Raw genomic sequence first — 19,485 nt, forward strand, 5'->3', positions numbered from 1 at the left:
CTTAGATCTTCATCCCAAGATGTTTGGCGACCGTGAAGAGATCCTTGTCGCCACGACCGGATAGATTCACGACCAGCAGATTGTCTTTCGGAAGTTTCGGCGCAAGCTTCATGACTTGCGCGAGCGCATGACTTGGTTCGAGCGCCGGGATGATCCCTTCAAGACGCGTGCAGAACTGCAAAGCCGCGAGCGCTTCTTTGTCCGTCACGGCGACATACTTCACCCGGCCGATATCCTTGAGCCAGGAATGCTCAGGCCCGACGCCGGGATAATCGAGGCCCGCGGAAATCGAGTGACCTTCGAGAATTTGTCCGTCGCTATCCTGCAAGAGATACGTACGGTTTCCGTGCAGCACGCCCGGCGAACCGCCCGTCATCGATGCCGCGTGACCGTTCTCGACGTCGAGCCCGTGGCCGCCCGCTTCGACGCCATAGATCGCAACGTCCTTGTCGTCCAAGAACGGATGGAAAATGCCGATGGCGTTCGACCCGCCGCCGATGCAGGCAACGATCGTATCCGGCAACCGGCCTTCCGCTTCCATCATCTGCGAACGCGTCTCATGGCCGATGATCGCCTGGAAATCGCGAACCATCGCCGGATAAGGGTGCGGACCTGCCGCCGTGCCGATGAGGTAATAGGTGTCGCGCACGTTGGTGACCCAATCGCGCAGCGCTTCGTTCATCGCGTCTTTCAACGTGCCCGCGCCCGACGTCACGGGATTGAGCTTGGCGCCGAGCAACGTCATGCGCGCGACGTTCGGCGCCTGACGCTCAACGTCAGTCGCGCCCATGTAGATCTCGCAGTCCATGCCGTACTTCGCGCAAACCGTCGCGACGGCGACGCCGTGCTGACCGGCCCCCGTCTCCGCGATGATCCGCTTTTTGCCCATCCGGCGCGCAAGCAGGATCTGCCCGAGGCAGTTGTTGATCTTGTGCGAACCCGTGTGATTGAGCTCTTCGCGCTTGAAGTAAATCTTTGCGCCGCCAAGTTCCGCCGTCATGCGCTCTGCATGATAGAGGGGGCTCGGCCGGCCAGCGTAATGCAGGCTGAGAAAATCAAGCTCGCGCTGGAATTCGGGATCGGCTTTTGCAGCTTCGTAGGCGCGCTCGAGTTCCAGAATCAGCGGCATCAGCGTCTCGGCAACGAAGCGGCCACCGAAGATGCCGAAAAATCCCTTGTCGTCGGGACCTGTCGCATAGCTGTTGAGAGCGGCGTCCGCCGTCTTCTGAGATTTCGTTGCCATGAAAGCCTCGTTTCTCCGAGCTTGAGCCGGGAGATGAAATTGTCAGGTCTGCTTAGCTGTCTTTACGGCCAGAAGAAAGCGACGGATCTGTTCAAGGTCCTTGATGCCCGGCGCGCTTTCGACGCCCGACGACACATCGACGGCGATCGGATGCGTTAACGCGATCGCATCCGCCACATTATCGGGGTCAAGGCCGCCCGAAAGCATGAACGGCAGCGCTTCGGCGACACCGTCGAGCGCATGCCAGTCGAACGTCCGGCCGTTACCGCCCGGCAGCGATGAACCCGGAGGCGCCTTCGCGTCGAAGAGAATGAGGTCGGCAGCACCCGCATAACCCTGCGCTCGCGCGGCGTCGTCCGCTGTGGCGACGGAGATCGCCTTGATCACCTCACGACCGAACTTCTTCTTGATGGCCAGAACCCGTTCGGGCGCTTCACTGCCATGAAGCTGCAGAATGTCTGGCGCCACGTCTTCGACGATGTCTTGCAACGTCTCATCGTCCGCATCGACCGTTAACGCGACGATTCCGACCTTGCCGCGCGCCAACTCAGCAAGCGCCTTGGCCTGCGCGATCTCGAGATGACGCGGGCTCTTCGGGTAGAACACAAGCCCGATGTAATCGGCGCCACCGGCTATCGCGGCATCCAATGCTTCAGGCGTCGAGATCCCGCAAATTTTGGTTCTTGTGACCATAATATTTCATGCGTTACGCAGTGGGCGCACCAGCGAGACGGCGCTTCTGCCAGCGCTTAAGGGCGATAAACGTCCAAACGCCTTCGACCAAACCGAAAGGCCATGCGCCCTGCAGAAATCCATAGACCGAACCCATCGCGCAAGCGACGGAAAATCCAAGGATGCACCAAGGGCTGCTGTCCTCGAACGTGTAGAACAAAAGCATCAGACTGACCGCTACGAGCCCGAACAGCGTCAACGCATCGAATGTCATCGGGAACGTAGGCTCACAATCAACGGCTCGAGATCGCCAAGTGCTGGTCTGCGGCTTCAGCGGCAGCTTCGCGTTCGCGCGCGAGGCGGTCCGCCTCCGCTTGCCAGCGCGCTGCTCGCCGGCCTTGCGAACGGGCCGTTTGACGCCATCGGCTTTGCCCCATCCAAGTCGCAACGCCGCCAAGGATGACACCGAGAACGAGAGCCGCCATCAGATAGATGTAAAACGGCAGCTCGATCGAAAGCGCCGGCGTTTCGGGCCGGAACGGATCAAGGATCAGATCCACCGGCTGGCGGTTCGAAACCGCGATCGCAACGAGAATGATGCCAAGCGGAAACCCGATAAGCAGCGCGAGAATACGCCTGAACATGATCTACCTCACTTGGCGGGGCACGAAAATCCGCCGCGGCCATCTCGTCAGTGGTTGCTCGTCAGTGTTTCGCGCCGTTGAGCTTATTTAGCCGGTCGCGAAGTTCTTTGCCCGTCTTGAAGAATGGCACAAATTTCTCGGCGACGGCGACGGTCGTGCCGGTCCGGGGATTTCTTCCCTGTCGCGACGCACGATGCTTCACCGTGAATGCGCCGAAACCGCGAAGCTCGACGCGATCACCTCGCGATAAAGCATCGACGATTTCGTCGAAAATTACATTGACGATGCGTTCGACGTCACGATGGTAAAGATGCGGATTGGCAGTGGCAATCCGTTGCACCAGCTCCGATTTGATCACGTTTCGCTCCCAGCTTCGGCGACCATTTCTTCTTATTTTTCAGAAGGGTGCCAAACTGAGAGAAGACCGTCAAGTCCGAGCGTGGAAATCATCCGATCACGAACCAAAAAATTTACAGCGTCGCCCGCCGCCGGTCCCAACAGCCAGCCCGCAATGCTGGCCGACATCCCTGCAAAGCCGTAACCACTGCTGCTCGCGGGCTTCCAATCGGTGACTTTGGCCGTCTGCGGGACGCTTTTCACGTCTTTGAGCCATTTGACCGCCTCATCCTCACCGCCGAGTTGATCGACCAACTTGGCGTCGAGAGCCTCGCGGCCTGAATAGATTCGGCCGTCCAGCAGGCCTGGAATATCGGCAGCCTTGACGCCGCGGCGGCTCTCAACCAGCCCGATGAACCATTTGAAGCCGTCGGCCACCATGCCCTCGGCGACCTTCTTGCTCGAGTCGTCAAGCGTCTCGAACGGCGACGGCGAAGCCTTCAGCGGACCGCTCTTAACCTCGTTCATCTTGACGCCGATCTTGTCGAGCAACTGGACGACTTCCGGCCACTGCACGATGACGCCGACAGAGCCCGTAATCGTATTGCCACGGGCAACAATGTGGTCCGTGGCGAGACCCGCGATGTAGGCCGCCGAAGCCGCCACGGTGCCGAATTGCGCAACGACAGGCTTCTTTTTGGAAAGCGCACGGATGCCTTCGAAGAGCGCCTCGCCCCCCGTTGTCGTGCCGCCGGGACTGTTGATGAACAGCAGAACGCCAGAGACGCTGGCGTCGTCACCAATATCCTTCAGCAATTTAAGCTGATCGCGATCTTCCGTAATGGTGCCTTCGATTGTGACGCGGGCAATCTGCTTTTGACCGGTAAGGGAAGCAAGCTTGTCGCCCCCTAATGCCAGCGCACCGATCGCGATAAGCAGACCGGCGAGCCCTGCGGCGCGCCAAAGCGATACCGACCGGCGAAGCCGCCTGCGATCGAGAACCGTTTCCGTTTCAAGCATTTGGGGTGGTGCCCTTTCGTCATCTCGCGGCAAGTCGAGCGGGAGGCCCGTCAACGCGGCTCGTTCTGGGGGCGAACGTAGGCAAGGTTGGGGCCGCGAGCAACGGGGAAGCCCGCGACCTCTCGCCCAAAAGTTAAGGCGCGCGGCAGGGTTTGCCGCGCGCCTCTCAATTTCCAGGCTAAGCCTAAGCCGATTACTCGGCGTCTTCCGCGCCTTCGCGCTTCTTGATGGCAGCCTTGAAGATGTCGCCGAGCGAAGCTCCCGAGTCGGTCGAGCCGTACTGAGCAACAGCCTGCTTCTCTTCCGCGAGTTCGAGCGCCTTGATCGAAACGGCGATACGGCGTGCTGCCTTATCGACCGAGACGACTGCCGCATCGACCTTGTCGCCGACGTTGAAGCGTTCCGGACGCTGCTCCGAGCGATCACGCGAGAGATCGGCGCGCTTGATGAACGACGTCAACTCGCTGTCTGCGATCCGGACATCGATACCGGCTTCGTTGACCGCGGTGACGGTGCCGGTGACGGCGTCGCCCTTCTTGTACTTCGCCATGGCGTCGGCCGGGTCGCCGCCCAGCTGCTTGACGCCGAGCGAAATGCGCTCCTTCGAGCCGTCGACATCGAGAACGATGGCTTTGACGTTGTCGCCCTTCTTGTAGTCCTTGATGACTTCGTCGCCGGCCTTCTGCCAGTCGAGGTCCGAAAGATGGACCATGCCGTCGATGCCATTGTCGAGACCGATGAAGAGACCGAACTCGGTGATGTTGCGGATCGGACCTTCGACGACCGAGCCCTTCGGGTGCTGCGTCAGGAACGCATCCCACGGGTTCTCCTGCGTCTGCTTCAGGCCGAGCGAGATACGGCGCTTCTGCGGATCGACTTCGAGAACCTGAACTTCGACCTGCTGGCTCGTCGAAACGATCTTGCCAGGGTGCGTGTTCTTCTTCGTCCAGCTCATTTCCGAGACGTGGATCAGGCCTTCGACGCCCGGCTCCAGCTCAACGAACGCGCCGTAATCGGCAATATTCGTCACGGTGCCCTTGACGCGAGCGCCGACCGGATACTTCGCTTCGATTGCCGACCACGGATCGGACTGAAGCTGCTTCATGCCGAGCGAAATACGCTGCGTTTCCGGGTTGATGCGGATGATCTGCACCTTCACCGTATCGCCGACGTTGAGGATTTCGGACGGATGGTTGACGCGGCGCCATGCCATGTCGGTGACGTGAAGAAGACCGTCGATGCCGCCGAGATCGATGAACGCACCGTAATCGGTGATGTTCTTGACGAGACCGTCGATGATCTGGCCTTCGGCGAGACGAGCGACGATTTCCGTCCTCTGCTCTGCGCGGCTCTCTTCGAGAACCGACCGGCGCGAAACAACGATGTTGCCGCGACGGCGATCCATCTTCAGGATCTGGAAGGGCTGCTGCTGATGCATCAGCGGTCCGATATCGCGAACGGGGCGAATATCGACCTGGCTGCCCGGAAGGAACGCCACGGCGCCGTCGAGATCGACGGTGAAACCGCCCTTGACCTTGTTGAAGATGACGCCCGTAACCTTCTCGCCCTTTTCGTAGAGGCGCTCGAGGCGGGTCCAGCTTTCTTCGCGGCGAGCCTTGTCGCGCGAGAGAACTGCTTCACCGAGCGCATTCTCGACGCGCTCCAGGTAGACTTCAACGGTGTCGCCGACTTTGAGGTCGCCCGGCTTGCCGCCGACGCCGAACTCCTTCATCGCGACGCGGCCTTCCATCTTGAGGCCGACGTCGATGATCGCCATGTCTTTTTCGATGCCGACGATCTTGCCCTTTACGACGGAACCTTCGAACAGGTCGTCCTTGGCAAGGCTCTCGGCGAGCAGCGCGGCAAAATCTTCGCGCGAGGGATTGAAATCAGTGTTGGTAACTTCGGCGGACATTCGTTCTCCTTGATAACGACGTGGTGCCCGGCTCGGCGGTCGGGCGAGTTTGGGTTGATGTTTGAAGCGCCGATAAACAGACCCGCGCGAACGCGATGCCTGGCTTGATGGCGCTGATGTCTGGGTGTGATGTCGCCGTGATGGGCCGCAGCCCTGCCGGTCAGAATTCGGGGACCCCTATGGGGCGCCCAACCGGCTGATCTTCCTCTTGACCATCCGACAGCGACGTCGAATGGCGCCGGTATAGCCAACCGCCCCTTCAAAAGCAAGGCCCAGGCAAGGGTCAGAGCCCTAGGCCCGGACCCGGGACGGTTTGGGCGGCATCAGGTCCGTACAGACGCCTTCCGCCACTTCCGCCGCCATGCCAACGGACTCCGACAGCGTCGGATGCGGGTGGATGGTTTTCCCGATATCGACGGCGTCCGCCCCCATTTCGATGGCGAGACAAATCTCTGAAATGAGGTTTCCGGCTTCCGTGCCGACAATGGCCCCGCCGATGATCCGCTCGGTGCTCTCGTCGAAGAGCAGCTTGGTGAAGCCCTCGTCCCGCCCGTTGGCAATGGCCCGGCCCGAAGCGGCCCAAGGGAACACGGCCTTCTTATAAGCTATGCCTCGGGCCTTAGCCTCAGTTTCGGTCAAACCGGCCCAGGCGATCTCCGGATCGGTATAGGCGACGGACGGGATCTGGCGGACGTCGAAGAAACTTTTGCCCCCCGCCGCATTTTCCGCCGCGACATGCCCCTGATGGACGGCCTTATGCGCCAGCATCGGCTCATCCGCGATATCGCCGATGGCAAATATGTTCGCAACATTCGTCCGCATTTGGCTATCGACCGGAATGAAACCACGGTCCGAGACGGCGACCCCGGCGTTGCCGGCGCCGATCACCCGGCCGTTAGGCCTCCGCCCGACGGCGACAAGCACCATACCGTAGCGCTGCGGTTCGGACGGCGCGTCGGCGCCTTCGAAGGTCACGTGGATTCCATCCGGCTTTGCTTCCACCCCGACGACTTTGGTCTTCAGCATCACCTTGTCGAAACGGCGCGCGTTGGCCTTCTGCCAGACGTTGACGAGATCGCGGTCCGCCCCCGGCATCAAACCATCCAGCAACTCGACGACATCGAGCCGCGCGCCAAGCGTCGAATAAACCGTCGCCATCTCGAGGCCGATGATGCCGCCGCCGATGACGAGCATCCTCTCCGGAATTTGCGGCAGCTCGAGTGCACCGGTTGAATCGACGATGCGCGGATCGGATGGCATGAACGGCAGCTGAGCCGCCTCTGACCCCGCGGCGATGATGGCCCTTTCGAAACGCACTGTTTCTTCGCGCCCATCGTCGAACGCGACTTTCAAATGATGATCATCGACGAACGTGCCGGTGCCGCGCAACGTCGTGACCTTACGCGCCTTCGCCATCGACGCGAGCCCGCCCGTCAGCTTGCCGACGACTGCGTTCTTATAAGCGGCGAGCTTTTTCAAATCGATTTTCGGCGCGGCAAACGTAATGCCGTGTTTGCCCAGCGCAGCCGCTTCATCGATGACGAACGCCGTATGCAGCAGCGCCTTCGAGGGAATGCACCCGACGTTCAGACAAACGCCACCCAGCGCGGGCCACCGATCGACGAGGATGGTCTTCGCGCCGAGATCGGCCGCGCGAAAGGCGGCGGAATAACCTCCGGGGCCAGCTCCCAACACCAGAACTTCGCAACTATGATCTGCGTTTCCTGAGAACCTCTCCGCCGCAACCGTCGGCGCCGAGGGAGCTTCCTTTTTCGTCGGCGCCGCTTTGGCCTTTACCGGCTCTTCTTCGACCGCATCCGACTGCGTTTCGAGCGTCAGGATCGGACTGCCTTCGCTGACCTTATCGCCGACCTTGAGCAGAACCTCGACGATCTTTCCGCCTTCGGGAGCCGGCACATCGAACGAAGCCTTGTCGCTCTCGAGCGTAATGAGCGCGTCTTCGGCAGCGATGGTCGCTCCCGGCTTCACATGCACTTCAATGACGGGCACGTTCTCGAAATCGCCGAGAGCGGGAACGCGGATTTCCTTCTTGCTCATCACACCGTCCTACAAGACGAGCTGGCGAACGTCGGCCAGCGCATCGCAGATCTTTCTCAAGAAACGCGCAGCAAGCGCGCCGTCGACCACGCGATGATCATAAGAAAGGCAGAGCGGCAGCATCAGCCGCGGCTGAAATGCCGAACCGTCCCAATGAGGCTTCATCTGAGCCCTGACCGCTCCGAGAATGGCGACTTCTGGCGCATTGACGATCGGCGTGAACCCCGTGCCACCGATGCCGCCGAGGCTCGAGATAGAGAAGGTCGCGCCTGAAATATCCGTCGGCGTGATCTTGCCCTCGCGCATGCGTGCCGAGACGGCCGTCAACTCCTGGCTGAGTTCAAGAACGCCCTTGCGATCGACGTCGCGAATGACCGGCACGACGAGCCCATCAGGCGTGTCCACCGCAACACCTATGTTGTAGTAACGCTTGAGGATCAGCGCATCCTTGCCCGGCGCGAGGGACGAATTGACCTCCGGATATTCCTTCAGTGCCGACACCGACGCCTTCAGCAGAAATGCAACGAGCGTCACGCGATAGCCTTTGCCTTTCGCAGTTGCATCGAGTTCCTTGCGGTAGGCTTCAAGTTCGGTGATGTCGGCTTCGTCGGAATTGGTGACGTGGGGAACGTTCAACCAGGCGCGATGCAGGTTGGGACCGGTCAGCCTCTTCAGCCGTGACATCGGCTTCGTTTCGATCGGCCCGTATTTCGAGAAATCCTGCGCCGGAATTTCCGGAATGCCCGACGTCTGACCGGTGCCACCCGGCGCTGCTGCGGGTTGAATACTTCGCGCGATGTAAGCCTTTACATCGTCTTTCGTGATGCGGCCCTTGTCGCCCGTCCCTTTGACCTTCGTCAGATCGACGTCGAGGTCGCGCGCGATACGGCGTACCGAGGGGCTCGCATAAACGGAGCCGAAATCTCCGAGCGGAGCTAACGACGCCCCTTCTTTTACTTCGGCGGGTTTGGTTTTCTCCGGCGCGCTCGGAGCCTTCGCCGGAGCCTCAGGCTTGGCGTTGTTCTTGGCCATAGCCGGAGCTGCAGCTTTCGCCTCACCCGCCGTATCGAGCTTGATGATGGTGCTGCCTTCGCTGACCTTGTCGCCGATAGCGACGAGGATTTCAGCCACCTTTCCTTGGAAAGGTGCCGGCACATCCATCGCGGCCTTGTCGCTTTCGAGCGTGATCAGCGGATCGTCGGCCTTCACCTCATCGCCCGGCTTTACCTGAATTTCGACGACCGGGACATTCTCGAAATCACCGATATTCGGCACCTTGATGTCGACGAGCGGCATGTATTCGAACCTGTCCTGATCAGCTGTGAGCCGGATTGGCCTTGTCGGGATTGATCCCGTATTTCGTTATCGCTTCCGCGACCTTGATCGACGGAATTTTGTTCTCGTCGGCAAGCGCCTTGAGGGCGGCGACCGTCACGAAGTGCCGATCGACCTCGAAGAAATAACGCAATGTCCGACGGTAATCGGAACGCCCGAAACCATCGGTGCCGAGAACCGAATACCGGTTCGGAACCGAAGGCCGGACCTGATCGGCGTAGAGCTTCATGTAATCGGTCGAAGCGATCACCGGCCCGTCGCCACGTTCGGAAATCTTTTGCGTCACGAAGGGAACACGCGGCGTCTCCGTCGGATGCAAGAGGTTCCAACGCTCGGCATCGTGCGCTTCCCGTGCGAGTTCCGTAAAGCTCGTCACGCTCCAGATGTCGGCGGGCACGCCCCAGTCATCGCGCAATAGATCAGCTGCGGCGATAACCTCGCGCAGGATCGCGCCCGAGCCCATCAGCTGCACTTTGTGACCGGGCGCACCTTCCGGCGCGGCCCTGAACAAGTACATGCCCTTGATGATGTCATCCTCGACGCCTTCCGGCATCGGCGGATGCTCGTAGTTCTCATTGAGCAGCGTCAGGTAGAAGAAGACATCTTCCTGATCCGTCAGCATGCGTTTCATGCCGTTCTGGATGATAACCGCGACCTCGTAATTGAATGTCGGATCGTAGGAGATGCAGTTCGGCACCGTCGCAGCGATGAGATGGCTGTGGCCATCCTCATGCTGCAAGCCTTCGCCGTTGAGCGTCGTGCGTCCCGACGTGCCGCCGAGCAGGAAGCCGCGGCAACGTTCGTCGCCCGCCGCCCACGCGAGGTCGCCGATGCGCTGGAAACCGAACATCGAATAAAAGATGTAGAACGGCACCATCGGCACATCCGACGTCGAATAGCTCGTCGCGGCAGCGATCCATGACGCCATCGCGCCAGCCTCGTTGATGCCTTCCTCCAGCATCTGGCCGGACTTGTCTTCCTTGTAGAACATCAGCTGATCGGCATCTTGCGGGCGATAAAGCTGGCCCACCTGACTGAAGATTCCGAACTGCCGGAACATGCCCTCCATACCGAACGTGCGGCTCTCGTCCGGCACGATCGGAACGATGCGCTGGCCCAGCGTCTTGTCGCGCATGAGCGCCGTCAAGATCCGCACGAACGCCATCGTCGTCGAGATCTCGCGGCCTTCGGAACCCTTGAGCTGCGATTCAAATAGCGATAGCGGGGGCGCCTCGAGCGTGACGGTTGACTTGCGGCGCCGCGACGGCAGATAGCCACCGAGATTGCGCCGCGTCTTGTGCAGATATTCGTCCTCGGGAGACCCCTTCTCGAAACGAATGAACGGCAGGTTGGCGAGTTGTTCGTCGGCAACCGGAACCTTGAAACGATCGCGGAACTGGCGAAGCGCGTCGACATCCATCTTCTTCGATTGATGCGCGAGCATCTGACCTTCGCCCGCTTGTCCCATGCCGTAACCCTTGACGGTCTTGGCCAGGATGCACGTCGGCTGGTCCTTGTGCTGCGTCGCCGCCGCATAAGCCGCGTAAACTTTCGACGGGTCGTGCCCGCCGCGCGTCAGGCGCCAGATCTTCTCGTCCGACCAGTCTTCGACGAGCGCGGCCGTTTCCGGATACCGCCCGAAGAAGTGCTTGCGGATGAAGGCGCCGTCCCGCGATTTGAAGACTTGGTATTCGCCGTCGACGCACTCTTCCATCAACTGGCGCAGTTTGCCCGTCGTGTCGCGGGCGAGAAGCTCATCCCACTGCGAGCCCCAGATGACCTTGAGAACGTTCCAGCCCGCGCCGCGGAAGTTGCGTTCGAGTTCCTGAATGATTTTGCCGTTGCCACGCACCGGTCCGTCGAGCCGCTGCAAGTTGCAATTGACGACGAAGATCAGGTTGTCGAGCTTCTCGCGACCCGCGAGCGAAATCGCACCGAGACTTTCCGGCTCGTCCATCTCGCCGTCGCCGCAGAAAACCCAAACCTTGCGGTCTTCCGTATCGGCCAAGCCGCGCGCGTGAAGATACTTGAGAAACCGCGCCTGATAGATCGCCATCAAGGGCCCGAGGCCCATCGAGACGGTCGGGAACTGCCAGAAATCCGGCATCAGCCATGGGTGGGGATACGAAGAGAGACCCTTCCCTCCAACCTCCTGGCGGAAATGCAGAAGCCGATCCTCGTCGAGCCGTCCTTCCACGAACGCGCGTGCGTAAATTCCCGGAGACGAATGGCCTTGGATAAGAATGAGATCGCCGCCGTGGCTTTCGGTCGGCGCATGCCAGAAATGCATGAAGCCCGTTTCGTAGAGCGTTGCCGCCGACTGATAGCTCGCGATGTGACCGCCAAGCTCGGTCGACTCTTTGTTTGCACGCAAAACCATGGCCGCCGCGTTCCAGCGGATCGCCGACGCGATGCGATACTCGAGCTCGCGATTGCCGGGAAGCTTTGCTTCCTCGTCGACGCTGATGCTGTTGATGTAGGCGGTGCTCGACGCAAAAGGTATTGCCGCGCCGCTGGCTCTCGCCCGCTCGACGACTTCTTCCAGAATGTCGTCAGCTCGTTCCGTACCGCCGTACGCGATGACGGACGATATCGAATCCGTCCAGTCGCGGATTTCGGGATCTTCCGGCTTCAGAACCTTCTGCTCGTTCTTGCCCATGATGTCCTTTGTTCCTCGATCGCGAGGAGACTTGTAGAACCCCGAGACGGCCGTCTCGGTTCGAACCGCGCGTGCCCTAAATTATCTAGCACAAACCTATACGCGACGGTGCGACATCAGGAACTGAAAAATGGTTTATAATGCCGACATTTAGACGTCGGCATCCGTTGAGCCTAGCCGCAAGCTTTTGCTTGCGCGCCAGGCCGTCAAATATCCGTGGCGTCGACCGCCGCTCAGCGGGTCTTCCGCGCCCCATCGATCAATTGCAGCGCAGCAGCAAACGCCTGATCCGCGTCTAATGACGTCGTATCCAGATGAAGGGCATCGCCTGCAGCGAACATCGGCGCAGCAGAACGACTGCTGTCGCGCGCATCTCTCCGGCGGATATCGACCAGTAGGTCGTCGTAGGTAACGCTCTCGCCGCGCGACTGATGCTCCAGAAAGCGCCGTTTCGCCCGCGCTTCATCGGAAGCGGTAACGAAAATTTTCACATGCGCGTCGGGACAGACAACCGTGCCGATATCGCGTCCGTCGAGAACGGCGCCGTTGTCCTGCCGCGCGAAGACCCGCTGATACTCGAGCAACGCTGCGCGCACCTCGGGAATTTTTGCAATGATCGAGGCGGCATCGCCGACCCGCGGCCCGCGCAACCCGGGATCATTCAACGTCTCGGCGTTGACCGATTTCGCGGCCGCGATCGCCGCCTGAACGTCCTCCAGATCGCGGCCTGCCGAGAGGACATCTCTAGCGACCGCGCGATAGAGAAGTCCGGTATCGAGCCAAGCCATGCCGAAATGGGCGGCGATGCGCCTTGCGAGAGTGCCTTTGCCGGAAGCGGCCGGACCATCGATCGCAATGATCAACTGCGTTCTCCCTGTCACCGGCCGACAGGCTCTTCATATTGAGCCCCGAGCGTTTCCATCAGCTGCCGGAACTCCGGAAAGCTCGTCGCGATCATGGTTGAGTCGTCCACGACAATCGGCTGTTCGCTCGCAAGACCGGCCGTCAAAAACGCCATCGCGATCCGATGATCGAGATGGGTTGTAACGACGCCGCCGCCTTTCAGGCCGCCAGTGCCGGTAACCGTAAGGCTGTCGCCCTCGACCCGCACAGTCGCACCATTGGCCGTCAAGCCTGCAGCCGTGGCCTGCAGCCGGTCGCTCTCCTTGACCTTGAGTTCGGCCAAGCCGTCCATCCGCGTATCGCCCTCGGCAAAAGCCGAGATCGCAGCGAGCACCGGATATTCGTCGATCATCGACGGCGCCCGCTCCGCAGGAACGCGAACGCCCTTGAGACGGGACGCGCGAACACGAATGTCCGCAACGGGTTCGCCACCCTCCTCGCGCTCATTCAGGAACGTGATATCGCCGCCCATTTCCTGCAGCGTCGTATAAAGACCGACGCGCGTCGGATTGATTAGAATGCCCTCGATCGTGATGTCCGAACCCGGCACGAGCAATGCCGCAGCTGCCAGAAATGCCGCCGATGACGGATCGCCGGGAACGTGGACCTCCTTGCCCGTGAGCTCGGCGTGTCCCTTCACGGTAATGTGTGTATCCGCGCCTTTAGCCTCGGTCCTGACCGTCGCCCCGAAATGGCGCAGCATCCGCTCCGTGTGATCGCGCGTTGGCTCGCGCTCGACAACAGTCGTTTCGCCTGCCGCATGTAGACCAGCAATCAGAACGGCGCTTTTCACCTGCGCCGAAGGCACAGGAAGCACGTAGACGATCGGTGTCAGCTCGTTTGTACCCTTGAGGGTCAGCGGCAGCGTCTCTTTGCCGGGCTCGAGAATTTCGAGACCCATGTCTACGAGCGGAGCCAAAACCCGCCGCATCGGCCGGCGAGATAATGACGCATCGCCCGCCATCGTCACCGTGATCGGATGACCGGCGACGACGCCCATCATCAGCCGCGTTCCGGTGCCGGAATTACCGAAATCGAGCGGACCGCTGGGCGCCCTGAGCCCGCCGACGCCGCGACCTTTGACCTCCCAAACATCACCGCGCTTCTCGGCCATCGCGCCGAGTGCAACCACCGCTCGCGCAGTGTTGATGACGTCCTCGGCCTCCAGAAGCCCCGTGATGCGCGTGGTGCCAGTCGCCAGAGCCCCGAAAATCAGGGCCCGGTGAGAGATCGATTTATCGCCCGGAACGCGCACCTTGCCCTTGAGTGGCGCGGCGCGGCGAGACGACAGCGGTTTCGGTATGGATGTAGTGTTCAAAATCGACCTTCCGAACCGTTAGAAATCGGGCGCATCAGGGCTCTTTTCCCTGACCTGAGGCCCGGATAGACACTGGACCGCGACGCCCTGTCAACGGCACCCTCGGACGGCGGTCAAGACGTCTAGCGCCGGGGACCTTGACGCACTCCCGCCAGCTCCCACCTTTTCGTTTTGACAGGGGGCACCGCCTATGGCAGACGGGCTCCCTCAATTTCCGAACTCCGAGGCACGACCAATGGCGACCAAGCAAGCGCGAGGGACGAAGCGCACCTGTCAAAACTGCGACGAGCGCTTCTACGATCTCGGTCACGACCCCATCATCTGCCCATTCTGCAATAGCAAATATGTGATCGCCTCTTCACCTGCGGCGCTTGCTGCCCTCCAGGCCGAGCAGCGAGACCTCGCAGCCAAGAAGGCGAAGAAGGCAGCTTCCGTCGATGAAGCCGACGGCGAATTGCCGGTCGTCGAGGGCGAAGAGGCTCTTGTCGACGTCGAAACCGATGATACCGGCGCCGAAGACGATGAGACCTTCCTCGAAGAAGAGGAAGAAGAAGGCGGCGACGTATCCAACATCATCGGCGGTCCCGCAGGCGAGGGCGACGAAGAGCCCTAATAAAGCTCTGAAACGTCCTTGCAGTTTTCGCCAAGACCACTTATCAGGCGGGACTTCGAACTTCGGCGGGATCCAGCCCCGCCGATAGAATGGGTTTGGGGCTATAGCTCAGCTGGGAGAGCGCTTGCATGGCATGCAAGAGGTCACCGGTTCGATCCCGGTTAGCTCCACCATTTCTCTCTTGGGCCAATCTGGCGCATCAGCCCCGCGACCGTCGATACGGCTGACCTCGCTCCGCTTTTTATGTAGTCTCCCGCCCCGAACCGATTTGCGAAGCATAATCGCGAACGATAGGGACGGAACTGATGTTTAACTGGCGCTTGAACCTCATTTGGGTGGCCGTCGCTGCGCTCGGCGCCACTTCACTCGGAATTGTCGCGCTGTCGCGAGGCGAGACGATAAACGCCATCTGGCTCGTCTCCGCTGCGATCTGCTCCTATCTGCTCGCCTACCGGTACTACAGCCGCTTCATCGCTGACCGCGTGCTCCGCCTCGATGAACGGCGCCTCACGCCCGCCCAGCGCTTCAACGACGGGCTCGACTACTGCCCAACCGACAAAACCGTCCTTTTTGGCCATCACTTCGCAGCCATCGCCGGAGCGGGCCCCCTCGTCGGCCCCGTGCTCGCGGCGCAGATGGGCTATCTGCCCGGAACGCTCTGGCTGATCTTCGGCGTCATCTTTGCAGGCGCTGTGCAGGATTTCGTCATGCTCTGGGCCTCGACCCGCCGTGACGGACGATCCCTCGGCGAAATGATTCGCACCGAACTCGGCCAGATCGCCGGCACGATCGCGATGATCGGCGTCCTCCTCATCATGGTCATCTTGCTCGCGGTTCTGGCGCTTGTCGTCGTCAAGGCTCTGAAGCAAAGCCCGTGGGCAACCTTCACCGTCATGATGACGATCCCGATTGCCGTGCTCATGGGCATCTACGGCCGCTTCATTCGGCCGGGACGCATCGCCGAGATGTCGATCATCGGCTTTGCTCTTCTGATGCTGTCTTTGATCTTCGGTCGCTACGTCGCCGAGGATCCGACGCTTGGCCCGATGTTCAACTACACCGGCGAACAGCTTTCGATGATGCTGATTGTCTACGGCTTCGTCGCATCCGTGCTGCCGGTATGGACGCTGCTGGCGCCACGCGACTACCTGTCCACATTCCTGAAAATCGGCACGATCGCAGGTTTGGCGATCGGCATTTTCGTGGTGCTTCCCGATCTCAGAATGCCGGCGGTCACGAAATTCATCGATGGCACCGGTCCGGTCTTCGCGGGCAACCTCTTCCCGTTCCTGTTCATCACGATTGCCTGCGGCGCGATCTCGGGCTTCCACGCGCTTGTCTCGTCCGGAACGACGCCGAAGATGCTCGACAACGAGGTCAACGCCCGCCTCATCGGCTACGGCGCGATGCTGATGGAAAGCTTCGTCGCCATCATGGCGTTAGTCGCGGCGACGACCCTCGAACCAGGGCTCTATTTTGCGCTGAACAGTCCGGCTGCCCTCATCGGAACGACACCGGAATCAGCCGCCGCAGCGATCTCCGGCTGGGGCTTCGCCATTACGCCCGACATGCTGAAGGAAGCCGCAACCAACGTCGGCGAGCAGACAATCCTCTCCCGGACTGGTGGCGCGCCCACGCTCGCCGTCGGCATGGCCGATATTCTTTCGAGCGCCATCGGCGGCAAAGCCCTGATGGCCTTCTGGTATCACTTCGCCATCCTCTTCGAAGCGCTCTTCATCCTGACGACCATCGACGCCGGAACGCGCGTTGCGCGCTTCATGATCCAGGATCTGATCGGCACCTTCCGTCCGTCTTTCCGGGAAACGCGTTCGTGGACGGCAAACATCGTCGCGACATCCATCGCCGTCGGCGGGTGGGGCTATTTCCTCTACCAAGGCGTGATCGATCCCTTGGGCGGTATCAATACGCTCTGGCCGCTGTTCGGCATCGCGAACCAGATGCTCGCCTGCATCGCGCTGACGCTCTGCACCGTCATCCTCTTCAAGATGAAACGGCAGCGCTACGCTTGGGTGACGCTCGCGCCCGCAACCTGGGTCGCAATTTGCACGCTGACTGCCGGCTGGCAGAAGATCTTCAGCGAGAACCCGGCAATCGGCTTCGTTGCCCATGCTGAGAAATTCTCGAACGCGCTCGCATCCGGCACGATCATCGCCCCTGCCAAATCCGTCGAAGACATGCAGCGCATCGTCTTCAACGACTATCTGAACGCCACGCTGACAGGCCTCTTGATCGCGCTCGTGGTCGCCATGGCCGGGTTCGGCATAGCGGCGGTCATGAAGGCCCTCGCCAACCCGGATATTTCGGCTCGGGAGAGCGCAATGGTTGCGGCGGAGTGATGCATGCACAGACCCGGCACCGGCCTGCTCTTTAAGTTCGCAACCGGCGTCGCCAAAACGGCGCGCCTGATGGTCGGCGTCCCGGACTACGACGCTTACGTCGCACATCGTCGCCACGCCCATCCAGGCGAGCCGGTAATGAGCTATGAGGATTTCTTCCGCGAACGTCAGGCGAGCCGGTACGGCGAAGGCGGCGGCAAAATCAGCCGCTGCTGCTGAGGGAATTTCGCCCCGCGTCAAAACGCAACGGCCACTGTTCGTTGCTAACGGTCGCTGCTGTCCCGAACCGGCTTCCCGGAGGATTGATCCGGCGCGCTTCCACGGCTACGAGGGGCCGCATGGCACCTCCTCTCATTACGCTCAAAGACATTAACCTGACCTTCGGCGGAACTCCGCTGCTCGAAGGCGCCGAGCTGACCGTCGCTCCAGGCGACCGCGTCTGCCTCGTCGGCCGCAACGGTTCCGGAAAATCGACCCTGCTGAAAATAGCGGCAGGCTTCGTCGAGCCGGATCGCGGCGAGCGCTTCGCCCATCCGAACGCCAGCATCCGCTACCTTCGGCAGGAGGCTGATTTCACGGGCTTCGAAACGGTTCGCGCTTACATCGAAGCCGGGCTCGGTCCAACCGATGATCCCTACCAGGCCGACTACCTTTTGATGGAACTCGGTCTCGACGGCGAAGCCGATCCCCGAACGCTTTCCGGCGGCGAGGCACGGCGCGCCGGTCTCGCCCAGGCCATCGTCGCAAAGCCCGACGTTCTGCTGCTCGACGAACCGACGAACCATCTCGATCTCACCGCGATCGAATGGCTGGAATCGACCTTGCAGGCTTCTCGCTCGGCCCTGCTGCTTATCAGCCACGACCGGCGGTTCCTCGAAACGCTCTCGCGTTCGACCGTCTGGCTCGACCGCGGCAAGACACGCCGCCTCGAACAAGGCTTCGCCGCGTTCGAAGACTGGCGCGACAAGGTGCTCGAAGAGGAAGAAATCGAGCGCCATAAGCTCGACCGAAAGATTGTCCGCGAAAACCAGTGGATGCACGGCGGCGTCACCGGCCGGCGCAAGCGCAACGTGCGCCGCGTGCGCGAGCTGAAAGCCATGCGCCAGGAAGTGCGCGAACAGCGCCATGTCGTCGGAACCGTCCGCCTGGACGCCTCGGAAGGCAGCCTCTCCGGCAAGCTCGTCGTCGAAGCGACCGGCATCTCGAAAGCTTACGCCGACACCGACATCGTCAGGGGTCTCGATCTCCGTGTCATGCGCGGTGATCGGCTTGGCATCGTCGGTCCGAACGGCGCCGGCAAGACCACACTGATCAAATTGCTGACCGGCCAGATCTCGCCGGACAGCGGCAATATCCGTCACGGCGCCAATCTCGAGATCGTGGCACTCGACCAGAAGCGCGACGAACTCAATCCCAATTGGACGGTATCGGACGCACTGACGGGTGGACGTGGTGATCAGGTCATCATCAACGGAAAGGCGCGGCACGTCGCGAGCTACATGCAGGACTTCCTGTTCCTGCCCGAGCAGCGGCTTTCGCCGATCCGCGTCCTATCGGGCGGAGAACGCGCACGATTGATGTTGGCCCGCGCGCTCGCAAAGCCATCGAACGTCCTCATCCTCGACGAGCCGACGAACGATCTCGATCTCGAAACGCTCGATCTCTTGCAGGAACTTCTATCCGATTACCCAGGCACGCTTTTGCTCGTCAGCCATGACCGCGATTTCCTCGATCGCATCGTGACGAGCGTATTGGCTCCGGACGGCGACGGATATTGGACTGAATATGCCGGTGGCTATTCCGATATGCTCGCCCAGCGCAAGGGCGAGGCTCTGCAAAAGAAATCGCAGTCGAATTCTCCGGCGGCGTCACGCAAAGGCAGCGCTGACTCGAACGCGGCTTCAGCGCAATCGAAACAGAAGTTGTCATTCAAGGACAAGCACGCCCTGACGACGCTTCCCGTCGAAATGGCGAAGCTCGAAGCCGAAATCCAGGACCTCGCTGCGAAACTTGCCGACGCCGATCTCTTCACGCGCGATCGTGCATTGTTCGACAAAACGAGCGACCGGTTGGGACAGGCCCAAATGCAGCTCGAAGCTGCTGAAACGCGCTGGCTGGAACTTGAGGAAAAACGCGAGGCACTCGAGAGCCTCGGGTAAGACGCAAAATAAAAGCGACGACCGAGAGACTCGGCCGCCGCTTAAAAGTTCGACCCTAAGGTCGACATCATCTGAATTAGATGAGGTCGATCTCAGCCGGCAGATAGCTGGTCACTTCGAGACCAACTTCCTGCTCGCGAACTTCGGGCTTCGACCACGTCTTCATGGTTTCCTCCAAGAGTGGTTCGTCAAGAATGGGTTTGTCCACGCTCAACGAACGCTTACGTATGCCGCAGCGGCAATAAGTGCCAAT

Annotated in this window: 17 protein-coding genes and 1 tRNA gene; 5 read left to right on the plus strand and 13 right to left on the minus strand. The window is 60.8% G+C overall.

The annotated features are described in order from the left end of the window. Window position 1: 1 nt before the first annotated feature. The 12 genes from trpB to aroA all read right to left on the minus strand — a co-directional run bounded on the left by trpB (window position 2) and on the right by aroA (window position 14,103). Window positions 2-1,243 carry a tryptophan synthase subunit beta gene (gene trpB, locus G359_RS17985; protein WP_045837234.1) on the minus strand — a complete coding sequence of 414 codons (1,242 nt, stop codon included), beginning with the start codon at window positions 1,241-1,243 and terminating at the stop codon, window positions 2-4. A gap of 42 nt (window positions 1,244-1,285) precedes the next feature. Continuing rightward, window positions 1,286-1,936: a phosphoribosylanthranilate isomerase gene (locus G359_RS17990; RefSeq protein ID WP_045837235.1), complete on the minus strand. Its 651-nt coding sequence runs from the start codon at window positions 1,934-1,936 to the stop codon at window positions 1,286-1,288. Between the two features lie 13 nt (window positions 1,937-1,949). Next, window positions 1,950-2,189, minus strand: coding sequence for a hypothetical protein (locus tag G359_RS17995; RefSeq protein ID WP_045837236.1), 240 nt, complete (start codon window positions 2,187-2,189; stop codon window positions 1,950-1,952). 19 nt (window positions 2,190-2,208) lie between these two features. Next, window positions 2,209-2,559: a LapA family protein gene (locus G359_RS18000; protein ID WP_045837237.1), complete on the minus strand. Its 351-nt coding sequence runs from the start codon at window positions 2,557-2,559 to the stop codon at window positions 2,209-2,211. A 61-nt stretch (window positions 2,560-2,620) separates the two neighbouring features. Continuing rightward, complete coding sequence (ihfB, locus tag G359_RS18005; RefSeq protein ID WP_045837238.1) at window positions 2,621-2,917, minus strand: integration host factor subunit beta; 297 nt, start codon at window positions 2,915-2,917, stop codon at window positions 2,621-2,623. A 32-nt stretch (window positions 2,918-2,949) separates the two neighbouring features. Next, complete coding sequence (gene sppA, locus G359_RS18010) at window positions 2,950-3,915, minus strand: signal peptide peptidase SppA (RefSeq protein WP_045837239.1); 966 nt, start codon at window positions 3,913-3,915, stop codon at window positions 2,950-2,952. Between the two features lie 193 nt (window positions 3,916-4,108). Next, complete coding sequence (gene rpsA / locus G359_RS18015) at window positions 4,109-5,830, minus strand: 30S ribosomal protein S1 (RefSeq protein ID WP_045837240.1); 1,722 nt, start codon at window positions 5,828-5,830, stop codon at window positions 4,109-4,111. Window positions 5,831-6,121: 291 nt separating this feature from the next. Next, a complete protein-coding gene (gene lpdA, locus G359_RS18020) occupies window positions 6,122-7,888 on the minus strand; it encodes a dihydrolipoyl dehydrogenase (protein ID WP_045837241.1) in 1,767 nt (588 codons plus the stop codon). 9 nt (window positions 7,889-7,897) lie between these two features. Continuing rightward, the gene (locus tag G359_RS18025) at window positions 7,898-9,184 is read right to left on the minus strand and encodes a 2-oxo acid dehydrogenase subunit E2 (RefSeq protein ID WP_045837242.1); all 1,287 of its coding nucleotides are present in this window, start codon (window positions 9,182-9,184) and stop codon (window positions 7,898-7,900) included. A gap of 19 nt (window positions 9,185-9,203) precedes the next feature. Beyond that, entirely contained in the window at window positions 9,204-11,882 is a 2,679-nt protein-coding gene (gene aceE, locus G359_RS18030; RefSeq protein ID WP_045837243.1) for a pyruvate dehydrogenase (acetyl-transferring), homodimeric type, read from the minus strand. A 233-nt stretch (window positions 11,883-12,115) separates the two neighbouring features. After that, window positions 12,116-12,745 (minus strand): (d)CMP kinase, encoded by a 630-nt coding sequence (cmk, locus tag G359_RS18035; RefSeq protein ID WP_045837244.1) that lies wholly within the window; start codon window positions 12,743-12,745, stop codon window positions 12,116-12,118. 14 nt (window positions 12,746-12,759) lie between these two features. After that, window positions 12,760-14,103 carry a 3-phosphoshikimate 1-carboxyvinyltransferase gene (gene aroA, locus G359_RS18040; protein ID WP_045837245.1) on the minus strand — a complete coding sequence of 448 codons (1,344 nt, stop codon included), beginning with the start codon at window positions 14,101-14,103 and terminating at the stop codon, window positions 12,760-12,762. 235 nt (window positions 14,104-14,338) lie between these two features. Here aroA and G359_RS18045 point away from each other — a divergent pair, with 235 nt between their 5' ends. The 5 genes from G359_RS18045 (at window position 14,339) to G359_RS18065 (ending at window position 19,232) form a co-directional block, all read left to right on the plus strand. Next, the gene (locus G359_RS18045; protein ID WP_045837246.1) at window positions 14,339-14,716 is read left to right on the plus strand and encodes a TIGR02300 family protein; all 378 of its coding nucleotides are present in this window, start codon (window positions 14,339-14,341) and stop codon (window positions 14,714-14,716) included. 97 nt (window positions 14,717-14,813) lie between these two features. Beyond that, window positions 14,814-14,889 (plus strand) — tRNA-Ala (locus G359_RS18050). A gap of 132 nt (window positions 14,890-15,021) precedes the next feature. Next, on the plus strand, window positions 15,022-17,073 hold the full coding sequence (locus tag G359_RS18055; protein ID WP_045837247.1) for a carbon starvation CstA family protein: 2,052 nt from the start codon (window positions 15,022-15,024) through the stop codon (window positions 17,071-17,073). Window positions 17,074-17,076: 3 nt separating this feature from the next. After that, window positions 17,077-17,292 carry a YbdD/YjiX family protein gene (locus G359_RS18060; RefSeq protein WP_045837248.1) on the plus strand — a complete coding sequence of 72 codons (216 nt, stop codon included), beginning with the start codon at window positions 17,077-17,079 and terminating at the stop codon, window positions 17,290-17,292. 119 nt (window positions 17,293-17,411) lie between these two features. Further along, window positions 17,412-19,232 carry an ABC-F family ATP-binding cassette domain-containing protein gene (locus G359_RS18065; protein WP_045837249.1) on the plus strand — a complete coding sequence of 607 codons (1,821 nt, stop codon included), beginning with the start codon at window positions 17,412-17,414 and terminating at the stop codon, window positions 19,230-19,232. 76 nt (window positions 19,233-19,308) lie between these two features. Here G359_RS18065 and pqqA read toward each other — a convergent pair whose 3' ends face one another. Beyond that, complete coding sequence (gene pqqA / locus G359_RS18070) at window positions 19,309-19,398, minus strand: pyrroloquinoline quinone precursor peptide PqqA (protein ID WP_045838205.1); 90 nt, start codon at window positions 19,396-19,398, stop codon at window positions 19,309-19,311. Between the last annotated feature and the right edge of the window lie 87 nt (window positions 19,399-19,485).

The sequence above is a fragment of the Hyphomicrobium sp. 99 genome (assembly GCF_000384335.2).
GTDB lineage: Bacteria > Pseudomonadota > Alphaproteobacteria > Rhizobiales > Hyphomicrobiaceae > Hyphomicrobium_B.

Coding starts and splice junctions, on each gene's coding strand:
- aceE (WP_045837243.1), bottom strand. CDS start 11,882: ATGGGCAAGAACGAGCAGAAGGTTCTGAAGCCGGAAGATCCCGAAATC.
- sppA (WP_045837239.1), bottom strand. CDS start 3,915: ATGCTTGAAACGGAAACGGTTCTCGATCGCAGGCGGCTTCGCCGGTCG.
- trpB (WP_045837234.1), bottom strand. CDS start 1,243: ATGGCAACGAAATCTCAGAAGACGGCGGACGCCGCTCTCAACAGCTAT.
- lpdA (WP_045837241.1), bottom strand. CDS start 7,888: ATGAGCAAGAAGGAAATCCGCGTTCCCGCTCTCGGCGATTTCGAGAAC.
- pqqA (WP_045838205.1), bottom strand. CDS start 19,398: ATGAAGACGTGGTCGAAGCCCGAAGTTCGCGAGCAGGAAGTTGGTCTC.
- G359_RS18065 (WP_045837249.1), top strand. CDS start 17,412: ATGGCACCTCCTCTCATTACGCTCAAAGACATTAACCTGACCTTCGGC.
- G359_RS18000 (WP_045837237.1), bottom strand. CDS start 2,559: ATGTTCAGGCGTATTCTCGCGCTGCTTATCGGGTTTCCGCTTGGCATC.
- G359_RS17990 (WP_045837235.1), bottom strand. CDS start 1,936: ATGGTCACAAGAACCAAAATTTGCGGGATCTCGACGCCTGAAGCATTG.
- G359_RS18045 (WP_045837246.1), top strand. CDS start 14,339: ATGGCGACCAAGCAAGCGCGAGGGACGAAGCGCACCTGTCAAAACTGC.
- G359_RS17995 (WP_045837236.1), bottom strand. CDS start 2,189: ATGACATTCGATGCGTTGACGCTGTTCGGGCTCGTAGCGGTCAGTCTG.
- rpsA (WP_045837240.1), bottom strand. CDS start 5,830: ATGTCCGCCGAAGTTACCAACACTGATTTCAATCCCTCGCGCGAAGAT.
- G359_RS18055 (WP_045837247.1), top strand. CDS start 15,022: ATGTTTAACTGGCGCTTGAACCTCATTTGGGTGGCCGTCGCTGCGCTC.
- G359_RS18060 (WP_045837248.1), top strand. CDS start 17,077: ATGCACAGACCCGGCACCGGCCTGCTCTTTAAGTTCGCAACCGGCGTC.
- G359_RS18025 (WP_045837242.1), bottom strand. CDS start 9,184: ATGCCGCTCGTCGACATCAAGGTGCCGAATATCGGTGATTTCGAGAAT.